This window comes from Streptomyces boninensis (assembly GCF_048572725.1).
In the GTDB taxonomy this organism is placed as follows: domain Bacteria; phylum Actinomycetota; class Actinomycetes; order Streptomycetales; family Streptomycetaceae; genus Streptomyces; species Streptomyces boninensis.
In genome coordinates this window covers 1193273-1215281 of sequence record NZ_CP183837.1, presented here as the reverse complement: position 1 = coordinate 1215281, position 22009 = coordinate 1193273, and the positions used below count along the sequence as shown (strand labels likewise).

Below are 22009 nucleotides of genomic sequence, written 5' to 3'. Positions count from 1 at the left end.
CGCCCGACAGGGAGAGGAGCGCCGCCCATGTCTGACCTCGGCTCGTACGGCCCGCAGCCGGTGGAGCGTGAGCTGCCCACCGAGGAATCCCGCGATCTGCTGAATCTCGTGCGTGAGCTGGTCCAGCGTGAGATCAGCCCCAGCGCGACCGCCGAGGAGGACGCCGGCCGCTTTCCCCGCGAACTCTTCCGCCTGCTCTCCCAGGCCGGGCTGCTCGGGCTGCCGTATCCGGAGGAGTTCGGCGGCGGCGAGCAGCCCTACGAGGTCTACCTCCAGGTGCTGGAGGAGCTGGCCGCGGCCCGCCTCACCGTCGGCCTCGGCGTCTCGGTCCACTCCCTCGCCTGCCACGCCCTCGCCGGCTACGGCACCAAGGAGCAGAAGGCCGACCACCTCCCCGACATGCTCGGTGGCGGCCTGCTCGGCGCGTACTGCCTCTCCGAGCCCGCGGCCGGCTCGGACGCCGCCGCCCTGCGCACCAAGGCCGTACGGGACGGCGACGACTGGGTCATCGACGGCACCAAGGCCTGGATCACCCATGGCGGCGTCGCCGACTTCTACACCGTCCTCGCCCGCACCGGCGGCCCCGGCGCCCGCGGCATCAGCGCTTTCCTGGTGCCGGGGGACGCCGACGGGGTCTCAGCCGCGGCGCCCGAGCGGAAGATGGGCCTGAAGGGCTCGCCCACCGCCCAGGTGCACTTCGACGGCGTCCGCGTCCCCGCCGGCCGCCGGATCGGCGACGAGGGGCAGGGCTTCGCGATCGCCCTGTCCGCCCTCGACTCCGGGCGGCTCGGCATCGCGGCCTGCGCCGTCGGCCTCGCCCAGGCGGCGCTGGACGAGGCGCTCCGGTACGCGGCCGGGCGCGAGCAGTTCGGCCGGCCGATCGCGGACTTCCAGGGGCTGCGCTTCATGCTCGCCGACATGGCGACGCAGATCGAGGCCGGACGCGCCCTGTACCTGGCCGCGGCCCGGCGGCGGGACGCCGGCAAGCCGTTCGCCAAGCAGGCCGCCATGGCCAAGCTCTTCTGCACCGATGCCGCGATGCGGATCACCACGGACGCGGTGCAGGTCCTCGGTGGCTACGGCTACACCGCCGACTTCCCCGCCGAGCGGTACATGCGCGAGGCGAAGATGCTGCAGATCGTCGAGGGCACGAACCAGATCCAGCGGGTGGTCGTGGCCCGGCACCTGGCGGGCCCCGAGACGCGCTGACGGCCTGTGGGCGAGCGGCGGCGCCATCAGTGCGCCGCCGTCAGCCGGGCGAGCGCCAGGCCCGCGACGATGAGGACGAGAGCGCCGATCCGGCCGTACGACAGCGGGTCGTGCTGGATCAGCACGCCGAGCGCTATCGCGCCTATGGTGCCGATGCCGGTGAAGACCGCGTAGGCCGTGCCGACCGGCAGGTCGCGCATGGCGCGGGCGAGGAGATAGACCGCTGCGCCGCCCAGCAGGATGCTGACGACGGTCGGCCAGAGGCGGGTGAAGCCGTTCGTGGGCTTGATGCTCTGCGCCCAGACGACCTCGACGATGCCGGCGGCGAGCAGGGTGAGCCATGCCATGGGGTGCCTCCGTAGCTGCTTTAAGTGGACGTGGTGTCCACTTGCCTGGCCGCTTTAACTGGACGTCTCGTCCACTTATTCCGTACGCTCGCCGCCATGGAAGCCGCCCCTCGCCGCGAGCGCGCCGACGCCGCCCGTAACCGCGACCTCATCCTGGCCGCGGCCGGCCGGCTCCTCGCCGAGGGCGACCCGCAGCGGGTCACCATGGAGGACATCGCGCGCGCGGCGGGCGTCGGCCGCGGCACCCTCTACCGCCGCTACCCGGACCGCGCGAGCATCGCCCGCGCGCTGCTCGACGACCACGAAAAAGCGCTGCAGGAGCGGATGTTGCGCGGCCGCGCCCCGCTCGGACCGGACGGCGAGGCGACGCCTGCCGAGCGGCTCGCGGCCTTCTACGACGCGATGCTGACGCTGCTGGAGCGGCACGGCCACCTCGCCCTGGGCGCGGAGACCGGCGCGGACCGCTACGCCACCGGCGCATACGGCTTCTGGCGCGCCCACGTCCGCGCCCTTGCCGTGGCGGCGGACGCCGCGGATCCCGACGTCCTCGCCGATACGCTGCTGGCGCCGCTGGCCCCCGAGCTGTACCTGGCCCGCCGCGCCCGCGGCACCAGCCGCCGCCGGATCGCGGCGGACCTGCACCGGCTGGCCTCCGCCCTCCTTGGCTGACGCCAACCCCTGGCCCCCTCAACCCGCCTGACTTATCGTCAACGCACACCGCAACGGGACCGCACCCCCCGCGCCGGTCCGGAAGAATCGTCAGACCCCGCCGGAGGCGCACCGTGGCAAGCGACCGTCCCGCACCGCTCGACGAATACCCGATCCACCAAGTCCCGCTCTCGATACGGCACGTCGCCACCGGCGACCGCAATGCCTACGACCGCTGCATCTTCCAGGTCTTCGACCACGCGGGCCGCGCGCTGCTCATCGCGGGGCTCGGCGTCTACCCCAACGCGGGCGTCATCGACGCCTTCGCCACCCTCACCACACCCGACGGCGCCGTCCTCGCCGTACGCGCCTCGGATGCCCTCACCGACGACCGGATGCGGCTGGCCGTCGGCCCGTTCGCGATCACCGTCGACGAGCCGCTCAAACGTTTCCGCCTCACCTGCGACGCCGATCCGGACGACCCGGACTCGCTGTCGTACGACCTCACCTGGACGGCCGCCTTCCCCGCCCTCTGGGAGCCGCACCACACCATGCGCACCGGCGACCGGCTCACCCTGGAGGCCACCCGCTTCGTCCAGGCGGGCACCCCGACAGGCCACATCCGGGCGGGCGGCCGCGAGATACCCGTGACCGCGGACTCCTGGACCGGCACCCGCGACCGCAGTTGGGGCATCCGCCCCATCCGCGGCGAGGAGAACGGCCGCGCCGCCGCCGAGCACCTCCCGGAGGGCTTCCACTGGCTCTGGTGCCCGGTCCGCTTCGACGACCGCTTCTTGATGGTCGTACTCCAGGAGAACCCGGACGGCTACCGCACTCTCAACCAGGCCGTGGAACTCCGGGACGGCCGCCCCGACACCCAACTCGGCTGGCCGCACGCCGACATCACCTACCGCTCCGGCACCCGCCACCCGGAGCGCGCCGTCCTGCACCTCACCGACCAGGCCCGCAAGCCCCTGGAGCTGCACGCCGAGACGCTGGTCTCCTCGCCCCTGGCCGTCGGCGCCGGCTACCCGCCCGCCGAGGACTGGCAGCACGGCACCTGGCAGGGCCGCGGCTGGACCGACCGCACCGCGTACGACCTCACCGACCCCGCGGCCAACCCCATGGCCGCCTACGGCGTGACCGACCACGCCGCCCGCTTCACCCTCGAAGGACGCACCGGCTACGGCATCTTCGAGCACGGCACCTTCGGCCGCCACGACCCCAGCGGATTCACCGGATACGACTCGGTCGCACCGTAGTCGCCCGCAGGCCGGTCGCCCAGTAAGCCGGTCGCACCGCGAAAGCGCACCCCAGCGCCCCAGAGAGGACCCACCGCCATGGCATCCACCCCGGAGGCCCCGAAGATCCAGCGCACCACCCGTGACCCCGAGGCGCTCGCCCGCCGCCTCGACGCCTGGCTCGGGAAGACGCTGCCCGGCGCGCGCACCTGCGACGTCGAAGTCCCGGACTCCAACGGAATGTCGAGCGAAACCCTGCTCTTCGGCATCGACCACCCTCAGGCGCCCGCCCGCCGCTGCGCCCTGCGGCTGGCGGCCGACCCGGACGCGTACACGATCTTCCCCGAGTACGACATGGCGCGGCAGCACCGCACCATGGGCCTGGTGGCCGAGCACAGCGATGTGCCGGTGCCCGCCGTGCACTGGCTGGAGGAGGACCCGGCGCACCTGGGCGCGCCGTTCTTCGTCATGGAGCGGGTCGACGGGCGGGTGCCGCCGGACGTCATGCCGTACACGTACGAGGGCAACTGGCTGCACGCCGCCACCGATGCCGAGCGGGAGCGCCTTGAGGCGGACTCCATATCCGTGATCGCCAGGATTCACGATCAGGTGCCGGCGGCGGAGGCCGAGTTCCTCGCGCGGCCGGGCGACGGCACGCCGCTGCGGCGGCATGTGGACGCGCTGGACGAGTACTACCTGTGGGTGGTGGGCGGGCGCCCGCGCTCGGCCGCCATCGAGCGCGCCTTCGGGCGGCTGGAGGCCCTCTGGCCGGACGACGAGGGCGAGACGGTGCTCAGCTGGGGCGACTCCCGGATCGGCAACATTATCTACGACGGCTTCGCGCCCGCCGCCGTGCTCGACTGGGAGATGGCCTCGGTGGGCCCGCGCGAACTCGACCTCGCCTGGGCGATCTACCTGCACCGCTTCTTCCAGGACCTGACCGTGTCGCTGGGCCAGCCGGGGCTGCCCGACTTCTTCCGCCGCGACGCCGTCCTGGAGCGATACGCCGAATACACCGGCCGCACCCCGCGCGACATGGACTTCCACACGCTCTACGCCTGCCTGCGGCACGCCATCGTCATGCTGCGCGTCGGCTACCGCCAGATCCACTTCGGCGAGGTCCCGCAGCCCGACGACCCGGACGACCTCATCATGAACCGCGCGGCACTGGAGGCGATGACCGCGGGGCGGTACTGGTAGGGCTACGCGGCCCTCACGCCGTCCTGCGGAACTGCGCGGGCACGCTGTGGCTGAACGGCTGCCGCCGCCAGTCGAGGCCCTCGGGGAGGCTCAGCAGCGTGCCCGCCTCCTGCTCCCGCTCCGCGCTGTCGTCCGCGGCGGGCCGCGCCTGGGCCACCGGCCGCCCCGAGCCCTCGCAGACCGAGATGCCGAAGGGGTTGAAGAGCGCCACCGTCCGGCCGTGGTCAGGAAGCCGGTCCTCGCCTTCGATGAGTGCGATGTGCTGCCCGCAGTCGGGGCAGACGACGCGGAAGATGTCGTACGTGTCGAGCGAATCGAGCATGGCGCTCCCCCTCGGATAGGCCGACCAGCCTGAACGTGGTCTCGACCACAGCAAGCATTTCCCGCCTTGTCCAGCGAATAATCCTGGGGCACTCTCCGGAGGCCCACGCAGCGTGTGGTTTTGGTCACATGGGGTCGGGTGAGGGCGTGGGGGGTGAGGCTGGATTGTGCCAAGGGTGCCGAGGGGCAGTAAGTTGATCCGTTGTGGAGGAGTTGGATCGGCACATCGTGGAGCTGCTCGTCGGTGACGGGCGGATGAGTTACACCGACCTGGGCAAGGCCACCGGCCTGTCCACATCGGCGGTGCACCAGCGGGTGCGGCGGCTGGAGCAGCGCGGCGTGATCCGCGGCTATGCGGCCATCGTCGACCCCGAGGCGGTGGGCCTGCCCATTACGGCGTTCATCTCCGTCACGCCCTTCGACCCGAGCGCCCCCGACGACATCGCGGACCGGCTCGCCGAGGTGTCCGAGATCGAGGCCTGCCACAGCGTGGCGGGGGAGGAGAATTACATCCTCAAGGTGCGCGTAGGCGCCCCCTCGGAGCTCGAGGACCTGCTCGCCCGCATCCGTACCCTCGCGGGCGTCTCGACCCGTACGACGGTCGTGCTGTCGACGCCGTACGAGGCGCGCCCTCCGCGTATCTGAGCACATCTGAACCGCGACAAGTCCATCGAGGTGACCCCGGTGACCGACCAGGCACGCCCGCGCACGGTGCTGCTGCGCGGCGGCGAAGTCCACACGCCCGCCGACCCCTTCGCCACGGCCATGGTCGTCGAGGGCGGCTCCGTCGCCTGGGTCGGCACGGAGGGCGCCGCCGACTCCTTCGCGGACGGCGTGGACGAGGTGATCCACCTCGAAGGTGCCCTGGTCACCCCGGCGTTCACCGACGCGCATGTGCACACGACGGCGACCGGCCTCGCGCTGACCGGGCTCGACCTGACCCCCGCGCACTCCCTCGCCGACGCGCTGTCGCGGATCCGCGCCTACGCTGCCGCCCGCCCCACGGACCGGGTGCTGCTGGGCCAGGGCTGGGACGAGACGACCTGGCCGGAAGGCCGCCCGCCGTCCCGCGCCGAAGTGGACGCGGCGACCGGCGGCCGGCCGCTGTACGCCTCCCGCGTCGACGCCCACTCGGCGGTCGTGACGACGTCGCTCGCCGACCTGGTGACCGGCCTGGCCGGCCGGCACGGCTTCGCGGGCGAGGCGCCGCTCACCTCCGACGCCCACCACGCGGTCCGTAACGCCGCCTATGCCGCCCTCGCACCGACCCAGATGGCCGAGGCCCGCCGCGCGGCCCGCGCCCGCGCCGCCGAGCTCGGTATTGGCGCGCTGCACGAGTGCGCCGGGCCCGACATCTCCGGCGAGGACGACTTCACCGAGCTGCTCCGGCTCGCCGCGGAGGAGCCGGGGCCGCGGGTCATCGGCTACTGGGGCGAGCTGGTCACCGGTCCCAAGGACGTCGAGCGGGTGCGCGCTCTGGGCGCGCACGGCGCCGCGGGGGACCTGTGCGCGGACGGCTCCGTCGGCTCGCACACGGCCCATCTGACCGCCCCGTACGCGGATGGGTCCGGGACCGGCAACCAGTACCTGGACGCGGCCGCGATCGCCGCACACGTGCAGGCGTGCACCGAGGCGGGGCTGCAGGCGGGCTTCCACGCGATCGGCGACGGTGCCGTACGGGACGTGGTCGCGGGCGTGCGCTCGGCCGCGGAGGCGCTCGGCCTTGACCGCGTACGGGCGCTGCGGCACCGCGTCGAGCACGCCGAGATGCTCACCCCCGACACCATCGCCGGCTTCGCCGAACTCGCCCTGACCGCCTCCGTGCAGCCCGGCTTCGACGCCGCCTGGGGCGGCGCGGCCGACATGTACGCGCAGCGGCTGGGCGCGGAACGGGCCGCCACACTGAACCCCTTCGCCGCGCTGCTGCGCGCCGGGGTCCCGCTCGCCTTCGGCTCGGACGCGCCGGTGACCCCGCTCGACCCGTGGGGCGCCATCCGCGCCGCCGCCTTCCACCGCACGGCGGAGCACCGGATCTCCGTACGGGCGGCCTTCGCGGCGCACACGCGGGGCGGATGGCGGGCGGCGGGCCGGGACGACGCGGGCGTGCTGGTGCCGGGGGCGCCGGCGGACTACGCGGTGTGGGAGACGGGCGAGCTGATCGTCCAGGTGCCGGACGATCGGGTGGCGAACTGGTCGACGGACCCGCGGTCGGGGACGCCGGGGCTGCCGGATGTGGGGCCGGAGGCGCGGCTGCCGGTGTGCCGGCGGACGGTGCTCGGGGGCGAGACGGTGTACGCGGCGCCCTAGCCCGCGGCATTGCTGCGCCAAGCGGGTGACTTAATGATCTTCTGTAGGCCGTTCGACGTGCCTTGCTTACAAGGCCCCTACGTCGCCGCCTCTCCACTGACCTGGCACTTCGTCAGAACACCCCAGGCGACACGGCTGTTGACACGACAAGGGCGGCGGCGGGTAGTTTCGGCCAGGTCCACCACAGGACGTCCGACCGCGGTCCTTCCACGCAGTCGTCGCAGGCCGCTGGGCCACAGGTGGTGTGCCGCACCGGCATCCCACCACTGGGAGCCAGGTCCAGCGGGTTACGGCACGGGGGCGGGATGGTGCCCGCCGGTCGGCAGGTGTGACCCGGGTAGGGCCCGGACGCTCAGTAGACAACGGCCCTCGGTCGATCCGCAGCCAGCGGGTCCCAGGTCGGACCGAAGGGCGCCGGGCCCGACCCGTCGTTTTTGCCCCGGGTCGCGCGGTGCGGTTATCCACAGCCCGGCGGCCAGCACGCCACATTGCGCCGTCCGCGTTATACGGTCCTCTGAAGCAAGCACGACCTGCAGGAAGGCCAGCGACCGTGCACGTGGGCCAGAAGACCACCACCACCGCCCCTGACGAGGGTGGCTCGGGCGCGCCCGGCGAGGCTTTGCCGACGGCCGACGCGTCCGGGGAGGGGCCGACGCTCCGCCAGGGGCGGCTGAAGCGCCTCGGCGCCTGCGCCCGGCGCAATGCCGCGCGCAGCGGCATCGCCGCCGTCGCCGGGCTGGCGCTCGCCGCCGCCTTCCCGCCGTACGACGTATGGCCGCTGTCGCTCGTCGCCGTGGCCGCGCTCTCGCTGCTGGTGCATGGCAGGACCGCCCGGCAGGGCGCCTGGTACGGCTTCGCGTTCGCGCTGCCGTTCTTCATCGGCCTGCTGAAGTGGCTGCATGTGGTCGGCTGGGACGCCACCATCGGGCTGTCCGTCATCCAGGCCGCCTTCTTCCTCTTCCTCGGCGCCGGGCTGGCCGTCACGTCCCGGCTGCCCGCCTGGCCGCTGTGGGCGGCCTGCCTGTGGGTGGCCGAGGAGCTGGCCCGCGACCGGCAGCCCTTCGGCGGCTTCCCGTGGGGCCGGCTGGCCTTCGCCAACACCGGATCGCCCTTCACGCCGCTCGCCGCCCTCGGCGGCGCCGTCCTGGTCACCTTCGCCGTGGCGCTGTGCGGGGCCCTGCTGGCCGCAGCGGCCCTCGCAGTGGTCCGGCTCAGGCAGGACACCTCCCGCACGCTCAGGACCGCCCTTCCGGCCGCTGCCGCCCTCGTCCTGGCCGCCGCGGTGGCCTTCGTGGGGCTCGCCGTGCCGGTGCCGACGAAGGCCGACGACTCGGCCCGCATCGCCGTCGTCCAGGGCAATGTCCAGCAGCCCGGCATGGACTTCCTCGGCCGCCCGATGAAGATCCTGGAGAACCACGCGGAGGCCACCGCGAAGCTCGCCAAGGACGTCCGCGCGGGCCGGGAGGAGAAGCCGGACCTCGTCATCTGGCCGGAGAACTCCTCCGACCTCGACCCGTACAAGTGGCCGGAGGCGTACGACACGATCGACCGCGCGGTCAAGGACATCGGCGTGCCGGTGCTCGTCGGCGCCCTCGTCGACCACCCGAAGAAGAAGGGCTATGTCGAGAACCAGGGCATTGTCTGGGACCCGAAGACCGGCCCCGGGAAGTCGTACACGAAGCAGCACCCCGTGCCCTTCGGCGAGTACGTGCCCTTCCGCGATCAGCTCAGCAAGGTGATCACGCGGCTGCAGCAGGTCCCGCGGGACTTCTACCCCGGGGAGCACAATGGCGTGCTGCAGACCGGTCCGGCGAAGCTGGGCGACGTGATCTGCTTCGAGGTCGCGTATGACGAGATCGTCCGTGACACGGTGAACTCCGGCGCCCGCGCCCTGGTCGTGCAGACCAACAACGCGACGTACGGCGAGACCGGCCAGCCCGAGCAGCAGCTGGCCATGTCCAAGCTGCGCGCCATCGAGCACGGCCGCGCCGTCGTGACGGCCGCCACGAGCGGCATCAGCGCGATCGTGCGGCCCGACGGCACGATCGAGCAGCGCACGAAGGAATTCACGCAGGACGTGCTGACCACGGACCTGCCGCTGCGGGACGACACGACCATCGCCGACCGAGCCGGTGCGGCACCCGAGTGGGTGCTCGCTATGGTGGGGCTGGTCTCCGTCGCCGCCGCGATCGTCATCGGCAGGCGGCGCCGGACGAATGACCTGATGGAAGAAGCAAGGGGAAGCAGTGACTGACGGCGGTCGGCGGCAGTACGGACCGCTGGGCACGGTCCTCGTGATCATCCCGACGTACAACGAGGCGCAGAACATCGGCCCGATCGTCGGCCGGGTCCGCGGGTCCGTACCCGAGGCACATGTCCTGGTGGCCGACGACAACAGCCCGGACGGCACCGGCAAGCTTGCCGACGAGCTGGCGGCCGAGGACGACCATGTGCACGTCCTGCACCGGCAGGGCAAGGAAGGCCTCGGCGCGGCCTATCTGGCGGGCTTCCGCTGGGGCCTGGAGCGCGGCTATGGCGTGATCGTCGAGATGGACGCCGACGGCTCCCACCAGCCCGAGGAGCTGCCCCGGCTGCTCACCGCCCTCAAGGGCGCGGACCTGGTCCTCGGCTCCCGCTGGGTGCCGGGCGGCCGGGTGGTGAACTGGCCGAAGTCGCGCGAGTTCATCTCCCGCGGCGGCAGCATGTACTCCCGTGTCGCCCTGGACGTCCCCATCCGGGACGTCACCGGCGGCTATCGCGCCTTCCGCCGCGAGACCCTCGAAGGCCTGGGCCTGGAAGATGTCGCCTCGCAGGGCTATTGCTTCCAGGTCGACCTGGCCCGGCGGGCGGTGGAGGGCGGCTTCCATGTGGTCGAGGTGCCGATCACGTTCGTGGAGCGGGTGCGCGGCGACTCCAAGATGAGCCGGGACATTCTGATAGAGGCCCTTTGGAGGGTCACGGTGTGGGGTGTTGGCGCCAGAGGCAAGAAAATCCTCGGGCGCAGGCACACTTGATACATGAGCCACCGCAGCCCGCAGCCGTACGAAGGTCCCGCAGGTCCGCCGCCTGGCGGTGACGGTGCCACGCCAGGAGGCGGCGGCTCCGGCGCGCCGCAGCGCCCCCGCCGCTCGCCGGCCCGCCGCGTGGCGCCGCTGATCGTCGCCGCCTGGGCCGTCCTGGAGATCTGGCTGCTGTACCTGCTGGGCTCGCAGATCGGCGCCCTCGGCGTCTTCGGCGTGCTGCTGCTCGGCGTCATCGTCGGCGCCGTGGTCATCAAGCGGGCCGGCCGCCGCGCCTTCCGCGGGCTGGCCGAGACCCTGCAGCCGGGCTCGGCGCCCGGCGCCCAGCCGGGCGGGGGCGGCAATGCGCTCACGATGCTGGCGGGGCTGCTGCTGATGTTCCCGGGGCTGGTCTCCGACGCCCTGGGCCTGATCCTGCTGCTCCCGCCCGTACGCTCCCTGATCCGCCGCAGGACCAACCGCTTCCTGGAGGCCGCGGCCCCGCAGGCCGGCCTCGACGACCTGAATCAGGCCTTCACCCAGGCCAGGATCCACCGCCCGGACGGCAAGGTCGTCCAGGGCGAGGTGGTACGGGACGAGGACGAGCCGAAGGCCCCGTAAGAACCACGAAGCGGCCGGTTCACCCCCACACCAATGGTGTGAGGCGAACCGGCCGCTTCGCTTGCTAGGTCAGGCGGCTATGCCGACTTCTTGCGGGACGCGCTGCTCTCCCGCGGATGGACCGCGAGATTCATCGCCCCGGATCGCAGCACCGCCAGCCGCTCCGCAAGCACCTCTTCAAGCTCATCGCGGGTGCGCCGCTCCATGAGCATGTCCCAGTGCGTACGGGCCGGCTTCAGCTTTTTCTCCTCAGGGCCATCGCCGTCCACCAGAAGCGCCTGGGCGCCGCAGGTCTTGCATTCCCACTCAGACGGAACCTCCGCCTCTACCGAGAACGGCATCTCGAAACGGTGTCCGTTCTGGCATGCGTACTCCACGGCCTGGCGCGGAGCCAGGTCGATGCCGCGGTCCGTCTCGTAGCTGGTCACCACGAGGCGCGTGCCGCGAAGAGCTCGCTCACTCATGAATTCGTGCCTCCCGGGCTCATCGCCCACAGGACAGGTGTCGCTGTCGTCGTCATCCGGTCAACGTCCGGTCGGCGATGAAGATTCCCGGTTTCGGGACATGCGTCGCCCGTCGTGCCGCCCCATTGCTTGTACCCATCGGTGTCCGTTATGTCACGCCTCGCGGGAGATGTCACCCTGGGAAGCCATCTCATCGCGCGCAGTAACCGAGAACCCGCCGGGCCAAGGGCGTACCTTACCGGGCCGATGCAGCTAGTTCGAAATCCGGGCGCCCTCGGCGGTGTCGCGTCGGTCACTCGACGCCACCCGCAGCTCGTCGCCGCCGGCCTCCGGGATCTCGAAGAAGCGCAGGAAGAACTGGGCGAGGGGGCCGATCGATACCGCGTACAGGACCGTGCCCACGCCCACGGTGCCGCCGAGGACGAAGCCCGCGGCGAGCACCGCGACCTCGATCAGCGTGCGTACGAGGCGGATCGACCGGCCGGTCCGGCGGTGCAGCCCGGTCATCAGGCCGTCGCGCGGGCCCGGTCCGAAGCGCGCCGAGATGTACATGCCGGTGGCGACGCCGTTCAGGACCACGCCCGCGATGAGCAGCGGGATTTGGAACGCCAGGCCGTGCGCGTCGGGCACCAGCGCCATCGCGCCGTCCATGGCCAGGCCCACGATGAAGACATTGGACACGGTCCCGAGGCCTGGGCGCTGCCGCATTGGCACCCACAGGAGCAGCACGATCGCGCCGACGATGATGGACACCACGCCGATCGTCAGCCCGGTGTGCTTCGCGACCCCCTGGTGGAACACGTCCCACGGGTCCACGCCGAGCCCGGCCCGCACCGTCAGGCCGCAGCTCGCGCCGTACAGCGCCAGGCCGATGTAGAGCTGGATCAGCCGCCGCGTCAGGTGCGGCGTTTGCCGGATTTTCCGCCCGAACCCCATCAGAATGTGCTCCCCTCTGGCCCCGTTGGCCTGACGCATGAAAGCCTGTGGCCTGGGTCGGTGACCGCAACATGGCCAATTTGGGAAAGGTGGACTGGTTCAGATGAGTGAGTGGACCTCATCCGTCGGAGCGACACAGCTCGCCCGCCTGCTGCGCTCGCAGCGCGCGGCGACGGCCGGCGCCGCCGACCCGTCCGGTCGCCGCCTGCCCGCCTATCGGACGCTCGCCGATGGCGTACGGCTGCTGGTGCTGGAGGGGCGGGTGCCGGTGGCCACGCGGCTGCCTGCCGAGCGGGAGCTGGCCACCGCGCTGTCGGTGAGCCGGACGACGATCGCGGCCGCGTATGAGTATCTGCGGGCGGCTGGGTTTCTCGAGTCGCGGCGGGGGGCTGGGAGCTGGACTTCCGTGCCGGGCGGTCATCCGCTGCCCACGCGTGGGCTGGAGCCGCTGCCGCCGGAGGCGACCGGATCGATGATCGATCTTGGGTGTGCGGCGCCTACGGCGACCGAGCCCTGGCTGACGCAGGCGATGCAGGGAGCGCTGGGTGAGCTGCCGCTGTACGCGCATACGCACGGGGATTATCCGGCCGGGCTGCCGGTGCTGCGGGAGACGATTGCCGCTCGGTATACGGCGTGTGGGGTGCCGACCATGCCTGAGCAGATCATGATCACGACCGGGGCGATGGGGGCGATGGCCGCGCTCGTGCGGTTGTTCGCCGGGCGCGGGGAGCGGGTGGCGGTGGACTCGCCGTCGTACGCGAATATCTTGCAGCTGATCCGGGAGGAGGGCTGCCGGCTGGTCCCCGTCGCGATGGGGGAGGGGCTTGCGGGGTGGGATCTGCCTGCTTGGCGGCAGGTGTTGCGGGATGCGGCGCCGAGGATGGCGTACGTGATCGCGGACTATCACAATCCGACCGGGGCGCTGGCGACCGAGGACCAGCGGCGGGAGTTGGTGGAGGCCGCGCGGCGGGCGGGGACGACGCTCATCGCGGACGAGACGATGAGTGAGTTGACGCTGGAAGAGGGGGATCGGGGGGCGTTGCCGGGGCCGGTGGCCGGGTTTGATCCGGCTGGGTCGACGGTGATCACCGTTGGGAGTGCGAGTAAGGCTTTCTGGGCTGGGCTGCGGATCGGGTGGGTGCGGGCGGCGCCTGAGGTGGTGCGGTCGCTGGTGTCGGCGCGGGCTTACGCGGATCTGGGGTCGCCGGTTTTGGAGCAGCTTGCTGTCAATTGGCTGATGACTGGGGACGGGTGGGAGTCGGCGGTCGGGTTGCGGAGGGCGCAGGCGCGGGAGAGCCGGGATGCGTTGGTGGGGGCCTTGAGGACGCAGTTGCCTGAGTGGGAGTTCGCGGTGCCGCGGGGTGGGTTGACGCTGTGGGTGCGGACCGGGGGGTTGTCCGGGTCGCGGATCGCGGAGGCGGGGGAGCGGTTTGGGGTGCGGGTGCCGTCCGGGCCGCGGTTTGGGGTTGGTGGGGCGTTTGAGGGTTACGTGCGATTGCCGTTCACGGTGTCGGGGGCGCTGGCTGAGGAGGGGGCCAAGCGGTTGCGCGCGGCCGCGCGCTTTGTGAGCGGTGGGGGTGAGGTCGCGGGTGAGGCGGCGACGGCGCTGATCGCCTGAACCTGTTCCGCGCTGCGCGCGGATATCGCGCCTGCGGCGCTCGTCCTCAAACGCCGGACGGGCTTGGGTCTGGTAGGAGCGCGCTTACCGCTTCTCGCAACTGCTCCGGCGTATCCGGGTCCAGCGGGTTCGGGGTGTGCGGGACCTGTACGCGGCAGGGTGCGGTCTCGCCCAGGCGGGCGTAGCCGCGGCCCGGGGGGACGTCCGTCGGCGGGGTGGTGTGGGGTGGGGCGCCCAGGACTGCTTCTACCTGGTGGGGGGTGGCTGGGCCCAGGACGACCCGGGCGCGGGTTTGGCTGCGGACGGGGGCTGAGAGGGAGTCTGTGGCGTCGAATTGGTCGGCTACGACCACGGTGACGTTGGCCGGTCGGCCGTGGGTCAGGGGGACCCGGAGCAGGTCTTGCGGGTCGCCGCGGCCGTCCGCGGCCGCAAGGTGGGAGAGGACCGCGGGGCGGTCGACGATCAGCCACAGGGGACGCGGGCGGGCGCCCGTCGCGGCGGCCGCCGGATCGCCGGCGAGGCGGCGCTCCGTTTCGCGGGCGGCCCAGTCGAGCACCGCGATCGCGCCGCTGAGCCCGCTCTCCACGCCCAGCACCCCGGCGCGGCCCGCGAGGCAGGCGTACTCGCCGCTGCCGGCGCCGTCCACGACGATCACGTCGCCCTCGCGCACCGCCTGCAGCGCCAGCGAGCGCAGCAGCGTCGTGGTGCCGGTGCCGGGCTGGCCGAGGACGAGGAGGTGCGGGGCCGTGGAGCGCATGCCCGTACGCCACAGGACCGGCGGCTCGTCGCGCTCGGCCGCGCCGGCCTTGACCGGGACGGTGCGCTGTACGGACACGGGGTCGGTGACGCCGAGGAGGACCTCGCCGGGGCCGGTCACGAAGCGCTGTGCCGTGACGTCCACGGGGAGCGGGGCGAGCACCCGCACCCAGAGGATGTTTTCCTCCTCGAACCACTCGAAGTGGTATTCGCGGCCCCGGCCGAGCTTCGCGTGCAGCACCCGCTCGACCGTCGCGCGCTGGGCCTGTTCGCCGTCCCGGAAATACGCCGGATAGCGGATCCGGAGGGCGCTGAGCCGACCGCCGTCGTCGAATTCCTCCTCGCTGAATACGGCGTGCCAGTCGCCGCCGTGGGCGTAGGCGGGGCGCGGGTCGCCGTCCACCGTGAAATACGGCACCAGGGACTCGTACAGCATGCGCAGGCGGGAATCCGATGGGGTGGTCTCCAGCGCGGCCGAATCGTCCGCGTCGTCCGTCGCCGCCTCGGGGGCAAAGCGGTCTCTCCCCATCCAGGCCGCCACCGCGATCAGCGCGGCCATGGCGATCACGATCCCGAAGGGCATCAGCCAGATGAAGAGCAGACATGCCCCGACGAGGAAGAGCAGCGGGCCGCGTCGGTCCCGCGGCGTGGCCAGCCACTGCTGCCTCACCACCGCCGCCAGCCGCGCCGTGCCGCGGGAGAGTGTCACCAGTGGGTGCAGCGCCTCGTGGGCGGCGGTGCCCGCGAGTTCCCGGCCGCGGCTGGGCCCGCGATCGTCTTGTCCTCCGCCGCCGGTGAGGATGCGCGGCAGCGGCCGTCGTGTCACGTTGTCACATCCCGGCTGTTGTTAAATCTTGATTCCGCCCAGCAGGCTGGCCAGGCTGGCGCCGCCCGCCTTGATGCTGGGGGCGATGGCGGTGCCCGCAAGATAGAAACCGAAGAGCGCACAGATGATCGCGTGCGAGAGCTTCAGTCCGTCCTTGCGGAAGAAGAGAAAGACAATGATTCCCAGCAGTACTACGCCGGAGATTGACAGAACCACGTTGTTCTCCAAGTGATGACGACGGACCGTCGCGATTCACTTACAGCGTGGCAGCGGGCAAGAGGCGGCACATAGCTGTGAATGGGTGATTCGTATGAATTCACTCAATCGGACTTGCATAACTTGCGGGCGCGTCGAGAACGTTGTGCACGATGCTGTGCGCCGCCCCCAGCAGCGGCCCGTCCGCGCCGATCGCCGACACCTCGGTACGGACCGTGCGGGCCGGATCGGCCACCCGCCCGCTCAGCTCCGCGTCGAGCGCGGGCAGCATCCAGGGGGCCAGCCCCGCCAGCGCGCCGCCGAGCACGATCGCACCCGGGTCGAGCAGGTTCACCGCCCCGGCGAGGGCGATGCCCAGCGCCGTGCCGGCCTCCTCCAGGGCGGTACGGACCCGCGCGTCACCCGCGGCCGCGCGCTCGGCCAGGAGCGCGATGCGGGCGCCGGGGCCCGGGTGCCGCCCCGCCGCGTCCCCGGGCTCGAGGCCGCCGGCGCGCAGCACCGCCTCCTCGCCCGCGTACTGCTCCAGGCAGCCGCGCCCGCCGCAGCCGCAGTCCGGGCCCTCGGGTCGTACGGGCACATGGCCGAGCTCGCCGGCGAAGCCGTGCGCGCCGCGCAGCAGCTCGCCGTCGACGACGACCGCGGCGCCGATGCCGATCTCGGCGGAGACGTGGATGAAGTCGCGGGGCGCGGGCGCCGGGCCGAGGTGCAGCTCGGCCAGGGCGCCGAGATTGGCCTCGTTGTCGACGGTGAGGGGGAGCGGGGTGTCGAGGAGGGCGGGGACGGCCACGTCGTTCCAGCCCAGGTTCGGGGCCCGTACGACGGTGCCCGTGCCGCGCGCGACCAGGCCGGGGACGGCCACCGCGAGGCCCGCGGGATGGAGGCCGGCGGACTCGGCCTCGGCGGCCACGGCGGCGACCAGGCGGCCGAGTTCGGCGAGCAGCGGTTCCGGTGCACGGCCGCGGTTGGCGGCGTCCACGGCGATCCTCGCGACCACCTTGCCGCGCAGGTCGACGGCGCACACCGCCAGATGGTCCACGCCCACCTCGGCGCCGAGGCCGCAGGGGCCGTGCTCGTTCAGGGCCAGGGCGGAGCCGGGGCGGCCGACCGTGCCGCTGCGGCCGGGGCCGAGCTCGGTGATCAGGCCGAGGCGCAGCAGCTCGTCGACGAGCGCGGTGACTCCGGCGCGGGTGACCCCGATCCGCGCGGCCACGGCGGCGCGGGAGAGCGGGCCCTCGGCGGCGAGGGTGTGCAGGACGAGGGAGAGGTTGCGCTGCCGCATCGCCTGCTGGGTGTTGGGCAGGGGCGCTGCCACGGCGGACTCCTGTCTTCATGTGCCGGTACCGGCCTGCGGGAAGACTCTAGCGAAGCCGCAAGTTGCGCGATCTGAGCAATTAGTTTGGACCTACTGCTTGTTTCGCGCAGTTCGGTGCGGGCATGATGGCGGCTCCCAGCCGGTCGGAGGAGGTCAGCGTGGATCTTCAGCTCCTGGCGGCGCTCGTGCTCGGAATCGCCACGATCATCGTGATCGTGCTGCGCACCCGGCTCGACGCGTTCGTCGCCCTGCTCATAGCCTCCCTGGTGACGGGGTTCGTCGCCGGGGCGTCCGCCACCGAAGTGATCGACTACATCACCGCCGGATTCGGCACCACCCTCGGCTCGATCGGCATCGTGATCGGGCTCGGCGTGGGCCTCGGCAAGATCCTCGAGGTATCCGGCGCCGCCGACGCCCTCGCCCGCACCTTCGTACGCGCCCTGGGCAAGGGCCGCGAACCGTGGGCCATGGGCGCCACCGGCGCCGTCGTCTCCATCCCGGTCTTCTGCGACTCGGGCTACGTCATCATGAACCCGCTCGCCCGCTCCATCGCCCGCGTCAAGCGCGCCGGTTACGTCACCCTGGCGCTCGCGCTCGGCTGCGGAATGACGCTCACCCACCACCTGGTGCCACCCACCCCGGGCCCGCTCGGCGTCGCGGGCATCCTCGGCGCGGACCTCGGCGGCCTGGTGCTCGCGGGCCTCGCCTTCGCCGTCGTGCTGCTGCCCATCGTCATCGCGTACGCGAAGTGGATGGGGCCGAAGCTGGAGAGCGAGATGGACCCGGAGGTGCGGGAGGCGGTCTACGGCAAGCAGGCCGTGCGGGCGGGCGTGGGCGCGACCAGCGCCGGAGGCGCAGGTGACGGGGGCGCCGGCGACGTACCGGACGACGAGCCCGCCCCCGACCCCGCCGCCGCGCTCGGCACCCCGCCCGAGGGCGCCAAGCCACACCGCGTCGGCGCCGTCATCGCCTTCCTCCCGCTCCTCGTCCCGCTGCTGCTGATCATCGCCAACACCGTCGCCACCGCCATCGACAAGAACGCCCAGGGCGGCGCCGCGCTCAAGGACGAGTCGAAGTACGACCCGTCGCCGGTCCCCGAGGCGCTCGCCTTCATCGGCAACCCGGTCGTCGCGCTGCTGATCGGCCTCGCCCTCGCCGTGTACGTGCTGCTGCCGCGCTGGACCACCCGTACGCAGGTCGGCGGCTGGCTCGCCCAGGCCGCCGCGTCCGCCGGGCTGATCATCCTGATCACCGGTGCCGGCGGCGCGCTCGGGCAGGTGCTGCGCGAGACCGGCGTCGGCGACGAACTGGCCGAGACCATCTCGTCCTGGAGCCTGCCGGGCGTGCTGGTGCCGTTCCTCGTCGCCTCGCTGGTGCGGGTCGCGCAGGGCTCGGGGACCGTCGCGATGATCACGGCGGCGTCCGTGTCCGCGCCGCTCGTCGACGGGCTCGGCATCTCGGCGCTGCTCGCGGCGCTGGCCTGCTGTGCCGGGTCGATGGTGTTCAGCTACTTCAACGACTCGTACTTCTGGGTCGTCACCCGCTTCACCGGCCTCGACGGCACGGCGGCGCTGCGCGGCTGGTCGGGGATCACGACCGCGGTGTGGGCGGGCTCGCTGCCGCTGCTGCTCGTCGCGAGCCTGTTCCTGTGAACGGCATGAACGTGCTGGTCGTCGCCGACGACCTGACCGGTGCCAACGCCACCGCGGCCGGCTTCGCCCGCGCCGGACTGCGCGCGGTCACGGTCGGGGCGGGCCAGGACCCGTCCGCGGTCGCGGGCCTCGCGGACCGCTTCGACGCGGTGGTGATGAGCACGGACAGCCGGCACTGCGCGCCCGCGGAGGCGGCCCGGCGGGTCGCCGCGGCCATCGCCGCGGCCGGTCCCGCGCTCCTGGTCAGCAATCGCGTGGACTCCACGCTGCGCGGCAACCCCGGCGCGTCCACCGCGGCCGCCCTGGACGCGGTACGGGCCGCGACCGGCCGCCGCGCCGTCGCCCTGTGCGCCCCCGCCCACCCGGGCGCCGGGCGGCACACCGTGCAGGGCACCCAACTCCTCGACGGCGTCCGCCTGGAGGAGACCGAACTGGCCCGCGACCCGCGCTCCCCGCTGCCCACCTCCGACATCGCCGCTCTGCTCCGTCGCCAGGCCGACCTGCGGATCACCCACCTGCCGCTGTCCGCCGTCACCGGCGACCCGGACGAGCTGCGCGCCCTGGCGGGCAAGCAACTGGCAGCGGGCGCGGAGGTGATCGTCGCGGACGCCCTGACAGCCGATCACCTGGAGCGGGCCGCGGCGGCCTGCGTGGCGGCTGGGGAGGGCGAGATCGCGTGGGTGGGCGTCGACTCGGGCCCCGGCTCGGTGGCGCTGGCGCGGGCGCTTGGACTTACCGGCCGCGCCGCGGGAGCACCGCTGCTCGCGGTATCGGGCTCGGCGACCGCCCTGACCCGCACCCAACTCGCCCGGCTGCGGGCAGAGGAGCGGGTGCGCGTCGTGCGGCCGGTGACCGAAGGCGACCGGCCCGCGCCCGGCGCCGGAGGGGCGGGGCCCGCGCCGCTCCCGGACGCCGACGCCACGGGAGCCGCTCTGGCCGAGGCGCTCGGCGCGGCCGCCCCCGGCGAGGTCGTGCTACTGGCCACCGTGCTCGACGAGGCCGACGTCGTGCCCCTGAGCAGCGCGGACGCCGAAGCCCTGCCCGCCGCCCTCGCACGCTCCGTCCGTATCGCACTCGAACGCCACCCCGTGGACGGCCTCTTCGCCACCGGCGGCGATGTCTCCGCCGCGCTCTTCGCCGAACTCGGCGCGGTGGGCCTGGATGTGGAGGAGGAGCTTGTCCCGCTCGCCGTGGCGGGTAGCTTCGTGGCCGGGCCGTGGGCGGGGCTGCCCGTCGTCACCAAGGGCGGCCTGGTGGGCGACGCGGCCACCACCGTGGCGTGCGTGGCGCACCTGCGGCGGGCGGCCGCCGTCGGGCGCAGGCACGTACCGGCGGCGCGCACGGGCACCGGACCGCGGGCCGGGCAGGACCGGCAACCCCTGCCGGACCAGCACCTCTCGCAGGACCAGCACTTCCGGCAAGACCAGCACCTCCCGCAAGACCAGCACGCCCCGTACGGAGAACGAAGGAGCCACCGATGACCCGTCCCGTGCTCGCCGTCACCCTCGGCGACCCCGCCGGTATCGGCCCCGAGATCACCGCCCGCACCCTCGCCGGGACGGCGGACCAGGACGGCCACCATGGCGTCGCGGTCGGCGACGCCGCCGCGCTCCGCCGCGGCGCCGAGGCGGCGGGCCTCGACGTCGAGGTGCGTACGGTCGCGGACTTCGCCACCGCGCCCGCAGGCCCCGGCGTGATCGATGTCTACGACACCGGCGTGCTCGGCGCCGACCTGCCCGCCTGGGGCGAGGTCGACGCGCGGGCCGGGCGGGCCGCCGTGGCCGCCATCGAGACCGCCACCCGGGCCGCGCTGGACGGCGAGGTCGCCGGGATCGTCACCGGGCCGATCAACAAGGAGGCGATCTGGCAGGCGGGTTCGAAGCACCTCGGGCATACGGAGATGCTGGGTGAACTCACCGGCGTCACCCGCCAGAACACGATGTTCGTCGTGCGCAACACCGCCGCCGAGGGCCACCACCTGCGGATCTTCTTCACCACCCGGCACGTCGCCCTGCGCACGGCCCTCGACCAGCTCACCAAGGAGCGCGTCGGCCACGCCATCCGCGAGGCGGCCACCGCCCTGCGCGTCTTCGGGGTGCCGGAGCCGCGGCTCGCCGTCGCCGCCGTCAATCCGCACGGCGGCGAGAACGGCGCCTTCGGCGACGAGGAGATCGAGCACATCGGCCCGGCCTGCGAGGCGGCCCGCGCCGACGGTCTCGACGTCCACGGCCCGATCCCCGCCGACTCGGTCTTCCACCAGGGCCTCACCGGCCGCTACGACGGCGTCCTGTCGCACTTCCACGACCAGGGCCACATCCCGGCCAAGACGTACGACTTCGACGGCACCATCTCCGTCACCGTCGGCCTGCCGATCCTGCGCACCTCCGTGGACCACGGCACCGCCTTCGACATCGCCGGCAGCGGCCGCGCAGAGCACGCCACCATGCTGTCGGCGTATCTTGCCGCCGTGGACTACAGCCCGTACGCGGACCGGATCCGCCAGGCATACGGCTGAGGACGAAGGGGAGTGGACGGGTGGGTCAACCGGCGACACGGCGCGGCACCCGGGAGCGGCACGAGGCGCTGCTGAAGCTGCTGCGACAGGGCATCACGCAGGTGGAGGAGCTGGCGGCGGCGCTGGCGGTGTCGCCCTCGACCGTACGCCGCGACCTCGGCCGGCTCACCGAGGACCGGAAGGTGGCGCGGACTTACGGCGGCGCGGTGGTCCCGGAGGCGTTCCACGAGCGGCCGGTGGGGGAGAGCGCGCAGGTGCGGCGGCAGGCGAAGGGGGCGATCGCCGCGGCCGCGCTGGAGTTGGTGCCGGCCACCGGCGCGATCTTCGTGGACGCCGGGACCACCTGCGAGGCGCTCGCGCACCGGCTGGCGGCCGCGGACGCGGGCCGCAGCATGGTCGTCACCCGCGGCCTGGAGACCGCCCTCGCCCTGGCCGATGCGCCCGACATCGACGTCGTCATGCTCGGCGGGAGCGTCCGCCGGCTCAGCCACGGCCTGGTCGGGCCGCTGGCCGATCTGGCGCTGGAACGGCTGTCGTTCGCGACCGCGTTCCTCGGCGCCGACGCGGTCGATCCGCGCCGTGGGGTCGGCGAGCCGACGCTGGAGGAGACGGCGGTCAAGGAGCGGGTGGCGGCGCGGGCGGAGCGGGTGGTGGTCCTCGCGGACGCGTCGAAGCTCAGCGTCGGCCAGGCGCCGTCATGGGCCCGGCTGCCGGCGGGGTGGACGCTGGTGACCGACGGCGAGGCGCGGGCGGGGTTGGCGGACGAGTGCGCGGCGGCGGGTGTAAAGCTCGTACGGACGTAAGATTCGTACGGACGTAAT

General features: G+C 72.9%; 21 protein-coding genes. 14 read left to right on the top strand and 7 right to left on the bottom strand.

Annotation, left to right across the window (positions count from 1 at the left end):
- Positions 1 to 27: 27 nt before the first annotated feature.
- Positions 28 to 1209, top strand: coding sequence for an acyl-CoA dehydrogenase (locus tag ACNNMR_RS05410; RefSeq protein WP_419993362.1), 1182 nt, complete (start codon positions 28 to 30; stop codon positions 1207 to 1209).
- A gap of 26 nt (positions 1210 to 1235) precedes the next feature.
- Here ACNNMR_RS05410 and ACNNMR_RS05405 read toward each other — a convergent pair whose 3' ends face one another.
- The gene (locus tag ACNNMR_RS05405; protein WP_419993361.1) at positions 1236 to 1556 is read right to left on the bottom strand and encodes a DMT family transporter; all 321 of its coding nucleotides are present in this window, start codon (positions 1554 to 1556) and stop codon (positions 1236 to 1238) included.
- A gap of 96 nt (positions 1557 to 1652) precedes the next feature.
- Between ACNNMR_RS05405 and ACNNMR_RS05400 the strand changes: the two genes are divergently transcribed.
- The 3 genes from ACNNMR_RS05400 to ACNNMR_RS05390 all read left to right on the top strand — a co-directional run bounded on the left by ACNNMR_RS05400 (position 1653) and on the right by ACNNMR_RS05390 (position 4645).
- On the top strand, positions 1653 to 2225 hold the full coding sequence (locus ACNNMR_RS05400) for a TetR/AcrR family transcriptional regulator (RefSeq protein WP_419993360.1): 573 nt from the start codon (positions 1653 to 1655) through the stop codon (positions 2223 to 2225).
- Between the two features lie 113 nt (positions 2226 to 2338).
- Entirely contained in the window at positions 2339 to 3466 is a 1128-nt protein-coding gene (locus ACNNMR_RS05395; protein ID WP_419993359.1) for a hypothetical protein, read from the top strand.
- 78 nt (positions 3467 to 3544) lie between these two features.
- A complete protein-coding gene (locus ACNNMR_RS05390) occupies positions 3545 to 4645 on the top strand; it encodes a phosphotransferase family protein (protein ID WP_419993358.1) in 1101 nt (366 codons plus the stop codon).
- Between the two features lie 13 nt (positions 4646 to 4658).
- On the opposite strand, the gene ACNNMR_RS05385 is transcribed toward ACNNMR_RS05390, so the two are convergent.
- Complete coding sequence (locus ACNNMR_RS05385) at positions 4659 to 4967, bottom strand: hypothetical protein (protein WP_419993357.1); 309 nt, start codon at positions 4965 to 4967, stop codon at positions 4659 to 4661.
- Positions 4968 to 5170: 203 nt separating this feature from the next.
- Between ACNNMR_RS05385 and ACNNMR_RS05380 the strand changes: the two genes are divergently transcribed.
- The 5 genes from ACNNMR_RS05380 (at position 5171) to fxsA (ending at position 10893) form a co-directional block, all read left to right on the top strand.
- Positions 5171 to 5611, top strand: coding sequence for an Lrp/AsnC family transcriptional regulator (locus ACNNMR_RS05380; protein ID WP_419993356.1), 441 nt, complete (start codon positions 5171 to 5173; stop codon positions 5609 to 5611).
- 39 nt (positions 5612 to 5650) lie between these two features.
- A complete protein-coding gene (locus ACNNMR_RS05375; RefSeq protein WP_419993355.1) occupies positions 5651 to 7273 on the top strand; it encodes an amidohydrolase in 1623 nt (540 codons plus the stop codon).
- Positions 7274 to 7823: 550 nt separating this feature from the next.
- Positions 7824 to 9527 (top strand): apolipoprotein N-acyltransferase, encoded by a 1704-nt coding sequence (gene lnt, locus ACNNMR_RS05370; RefSeq protein ID WP_419993354.1) that lies wholly within the window; start codon positions 7824 to 7826, stop codon positions 9525 to 9527.
- Entirely contained in the window at positions 9520 to 10287 is a 768-nt protein-coding gene (locus ACNNMR_RS05365; RefSeq protein WP_419993353.1) for a polyprenol monophosphomannose synthase, read from the top strand. Before lnt ends, ACNNMR_RS05365 begins: the two co-directional genes overlap by 8 nt.
- A gap of 3 nt (positions 10288 to 10290) precedes the next feature.
- Entirely contained in the window at positions 10291 to 10893 is a 603-nt protein-coding gene (gene fxsA / locus ACNNMR_RS05360) for an FxsA family membrane protein (RefSeq protein ID WP_419993352.1), read from the top strand.
- A gap of 77 nt (positions 10894 to 10970) precedes the next feature.
- Here the strand turns inward: fxsA and ACNNMR_RS05355 are convergent, their stop codons facing one another.
- Together ACNNMR_RS05355 and ACNNMR_RS05350 are read right to left on the bottom strand one after the other, a co-directional pair.
- Positions 10971 to 11357 (bottom strand): RNA polymerase-binding protein RbpA, encoded by a 387-nt coding sequence (locus tag ACNNMR_RS05355; protein ID WP_419993351.1) that lies wholly within the window; start codon positions 11355 to 11357, stop codon positions 10971 to 10973.
- Positions 11358 to 11609: 252 nt separating this feature from the next.
- Complete coding sequence (locus ACNNMR_RS05350; protein ID WP_419993350.1) at positions 11610 to 12293, bottom strand: YczE/YyaS/YitT family protein; 684 nt, start codon at positions 12291 to 12293, stop codon at positions 11610 to 11612.
- Between the two features lie 103 nt (positions 12294 to 12396).
- Between ACNNMR_RS05350 and ACNNMR_RS05345 the strand changes: the two genes are divergently transcribed.
- Complete coding sequence (locus ACNNMR_RS05345) at positions 12397 to 13911, top strand: PLP-dependent aminotransferase family protein (RefSeq protein WP_419993349.1); 1515 nt, start codon at positions 12397 to 12399, stop codon at positions 13909 to 13911.
- Positions 13912 to 13957: 46 nt separating this feature from the next.
- Here ACNNMR_RS05345 and ACNNMR_RS05340 read toward each other — a convergent pair whose 3' ends face one another.
- The 3 genes from ACNNMR_RS05340 to ACNNMR_RS05330 all read right to left on the bottom strand — a co-directional run bounded on the left by ACNNMR_RS05340 (position 13958) and on the right by ACNNMR_RS05330 (position 17021).
- Positions 13958 to 15493 carry a hypothetical protein gene (locus ACNNMR_RS05340; protein ID WP_419993348.1) on the bottom strand — a complete coding sequence of 512 codons (1536 nt, stop codon included), beginning with the start codon at positions 15491 to 15493 and terminating at the stop codon, positions 13958 to 13960.
- 21 nt (positions 15494 to 15514) lie between these two features.
- Positions 15515 to 15709, bottom strand: a complete 195-nt coding sequence (locus ACNNMR_RS05335; RefSeq protein ID WP_165241405.1) for a hypothetical protein — start codon at positions 15707 to 15709, stop codon at positions 15515 to 15517.
- 100 nt (positions 15710 to 15809) lie between these two features.
- Positions 15810 to 17021 (bottom strand): ROK family protein, encoded by a 1212-nt coding sequence (locus ACNNMR_RS05330; RefSeq protein ID WP_419993347.1) that lies wholly within the window; start codon positions 17019 to 17021, stop codon positions 15810 to 15812.
- A gap of 158 nt (positions 17022 to 17179) precedes the next feature.
- Between ACNNMR_RS05330 and ACNNMR_RS05325 the strand changes: the two genes are divergently transcribed.
- The 4 genes from ACNNMR_RS05325 to ACNNMR_RS05310 are packed head-to-tail and all read left to right on the top strand — an operon-like array spanning position 17180 to position 21991.
- On the top strand, positions 17180 to 18673 hold the full coding sequence (locus ACNNMR_RS05325) for a GntP family permease (RefSeq protein ID WP_419993346.1): 1494 nt from the start codon (positions 17180 to 17182) through the stop codon (positions 18671 to 18673).
- A gap of 5 nt (positions 18674 to 18678) precedes the next feature.
- Positions 18679 to 20154: a four-carbon acid sugar kinase family protein gene (locus ACNNMR_RS05320; RefSeq protein ID WP_420000268.1), complete on the top strand. Its 1476-nt coding sequence runs from the start codon at positions 18679 to 18681 to the stop codon at positions 20152 to 20154.
- Complete coding sequence (gene pdxA / locus ACNNMR_RS05315; protein WP_419993345.1) at positions 20151 to 21188, top strand: 4-hydroxythreonine-4-phosphate dehydrogenase PdxA; 1038 nt, start codon at positions 20151 to 20153, stop codon at positions 21186 to 21188. The genes ACNNMR_RS05320 and pdxA overlap by 4 nt, the downstream gene beginning before the upstream one ends.
- A gap of 20 nt (positions 21189 to 21208) precedes the next feature.
- On the top strand, positions 21209 to 21991 hold the full coding sequence (locus tag ACNNMR_RS05310) for a DeoR/GlpR family DNA-binding transcription regulator (protein ID WP_419993344.1): 783 nt from the start codon (positions 21209 to 21211) through the stop codon (positions 21989 to 21991).
- Positions 21992 to 22009 lie beyond the last annotated feature (18 nt).

Bases quoted from the DNA above. Each gene is read 5' to 3' on its own strand.
- fxsA (WP_419993352.1), top strand. From the start codon at position 10,291: ATGAGCCACCGCAGCCCGCAGCCGTACGAAGGTCCCGCAGGTCCGCCG.
- pdxA (WP_419993345.1), top strand. From the start codon at position 20,151: ATGACCCGTCCCGTGCTCGCCGTCACCCTCGGCGACCCCGCCGGTATC.
- ACNNMR_RS05320 (WP_420000268.1), top strand. From the start codon at position 18,679: ATGAACGTGCTGGTCGTCGCCGACGACCTGACCGGTGCCAACGCCACC.
- ACNNMR_RS05400 (WP_419993360.1), top strand. From the start codon at position 1,653: ATGGAAGCCGCCCCTCGCCGCGAGCGCGCCGACGCCGCCCGTAACCGC.
- ACNNMR_RS05345 (WP_419993349.1), top strand. From the start codon at position 12,397: ATGAGTGAGTGGACCTCATCCGTCGGAGCGACACAGCTCGCCCGCCTG.
- ACNNMR_RS05410 (WP_419993362.1), top strand. From the start codon at position 28: ATGTCTGACCTCGGCTCGTACGGCCCGCAGCCGGTGGAGCGTGAGCTG.
- ACNNMR_RS05355 (WP_419993351.1), bottom strand. From the start codon at position 11,357: ATGAGTGAGCGAGCTCTTCGCGGCACGCGCCTCGTGGTGACCAGCTAC.
- ACNNMR_RS05385 (WP_419993357.1), bottom strand. From the start codon at position 4,967: ATGCTCGATTCGCTCGACACGTACGACATCTTCCGCGTCGTCTGCCCC.
- ACNNMR_RS05405 (WP_419993361.1), bottom strand. From the start codon at position 1,556: ATGGCATGGCTCACCCTGCTCGCCGCCGGCATCGTCGAGGTCGTCTGG.
- ACNNMR_RS05350 (WP_419993350.1), bottom strand. From the start codon at position 12,293: ATGGGGTTCGGGCGGAAAATCCGGCAAACGCCGCACCTGACGCGGCGG.
- ACNNMR_RS05390 (WP_419993358.1), top strand. From the start codon at position 3,545: ATGGCATCCACCCCGGAGGCCCCGAAGATCCAGCGCACCACCCGTGAC.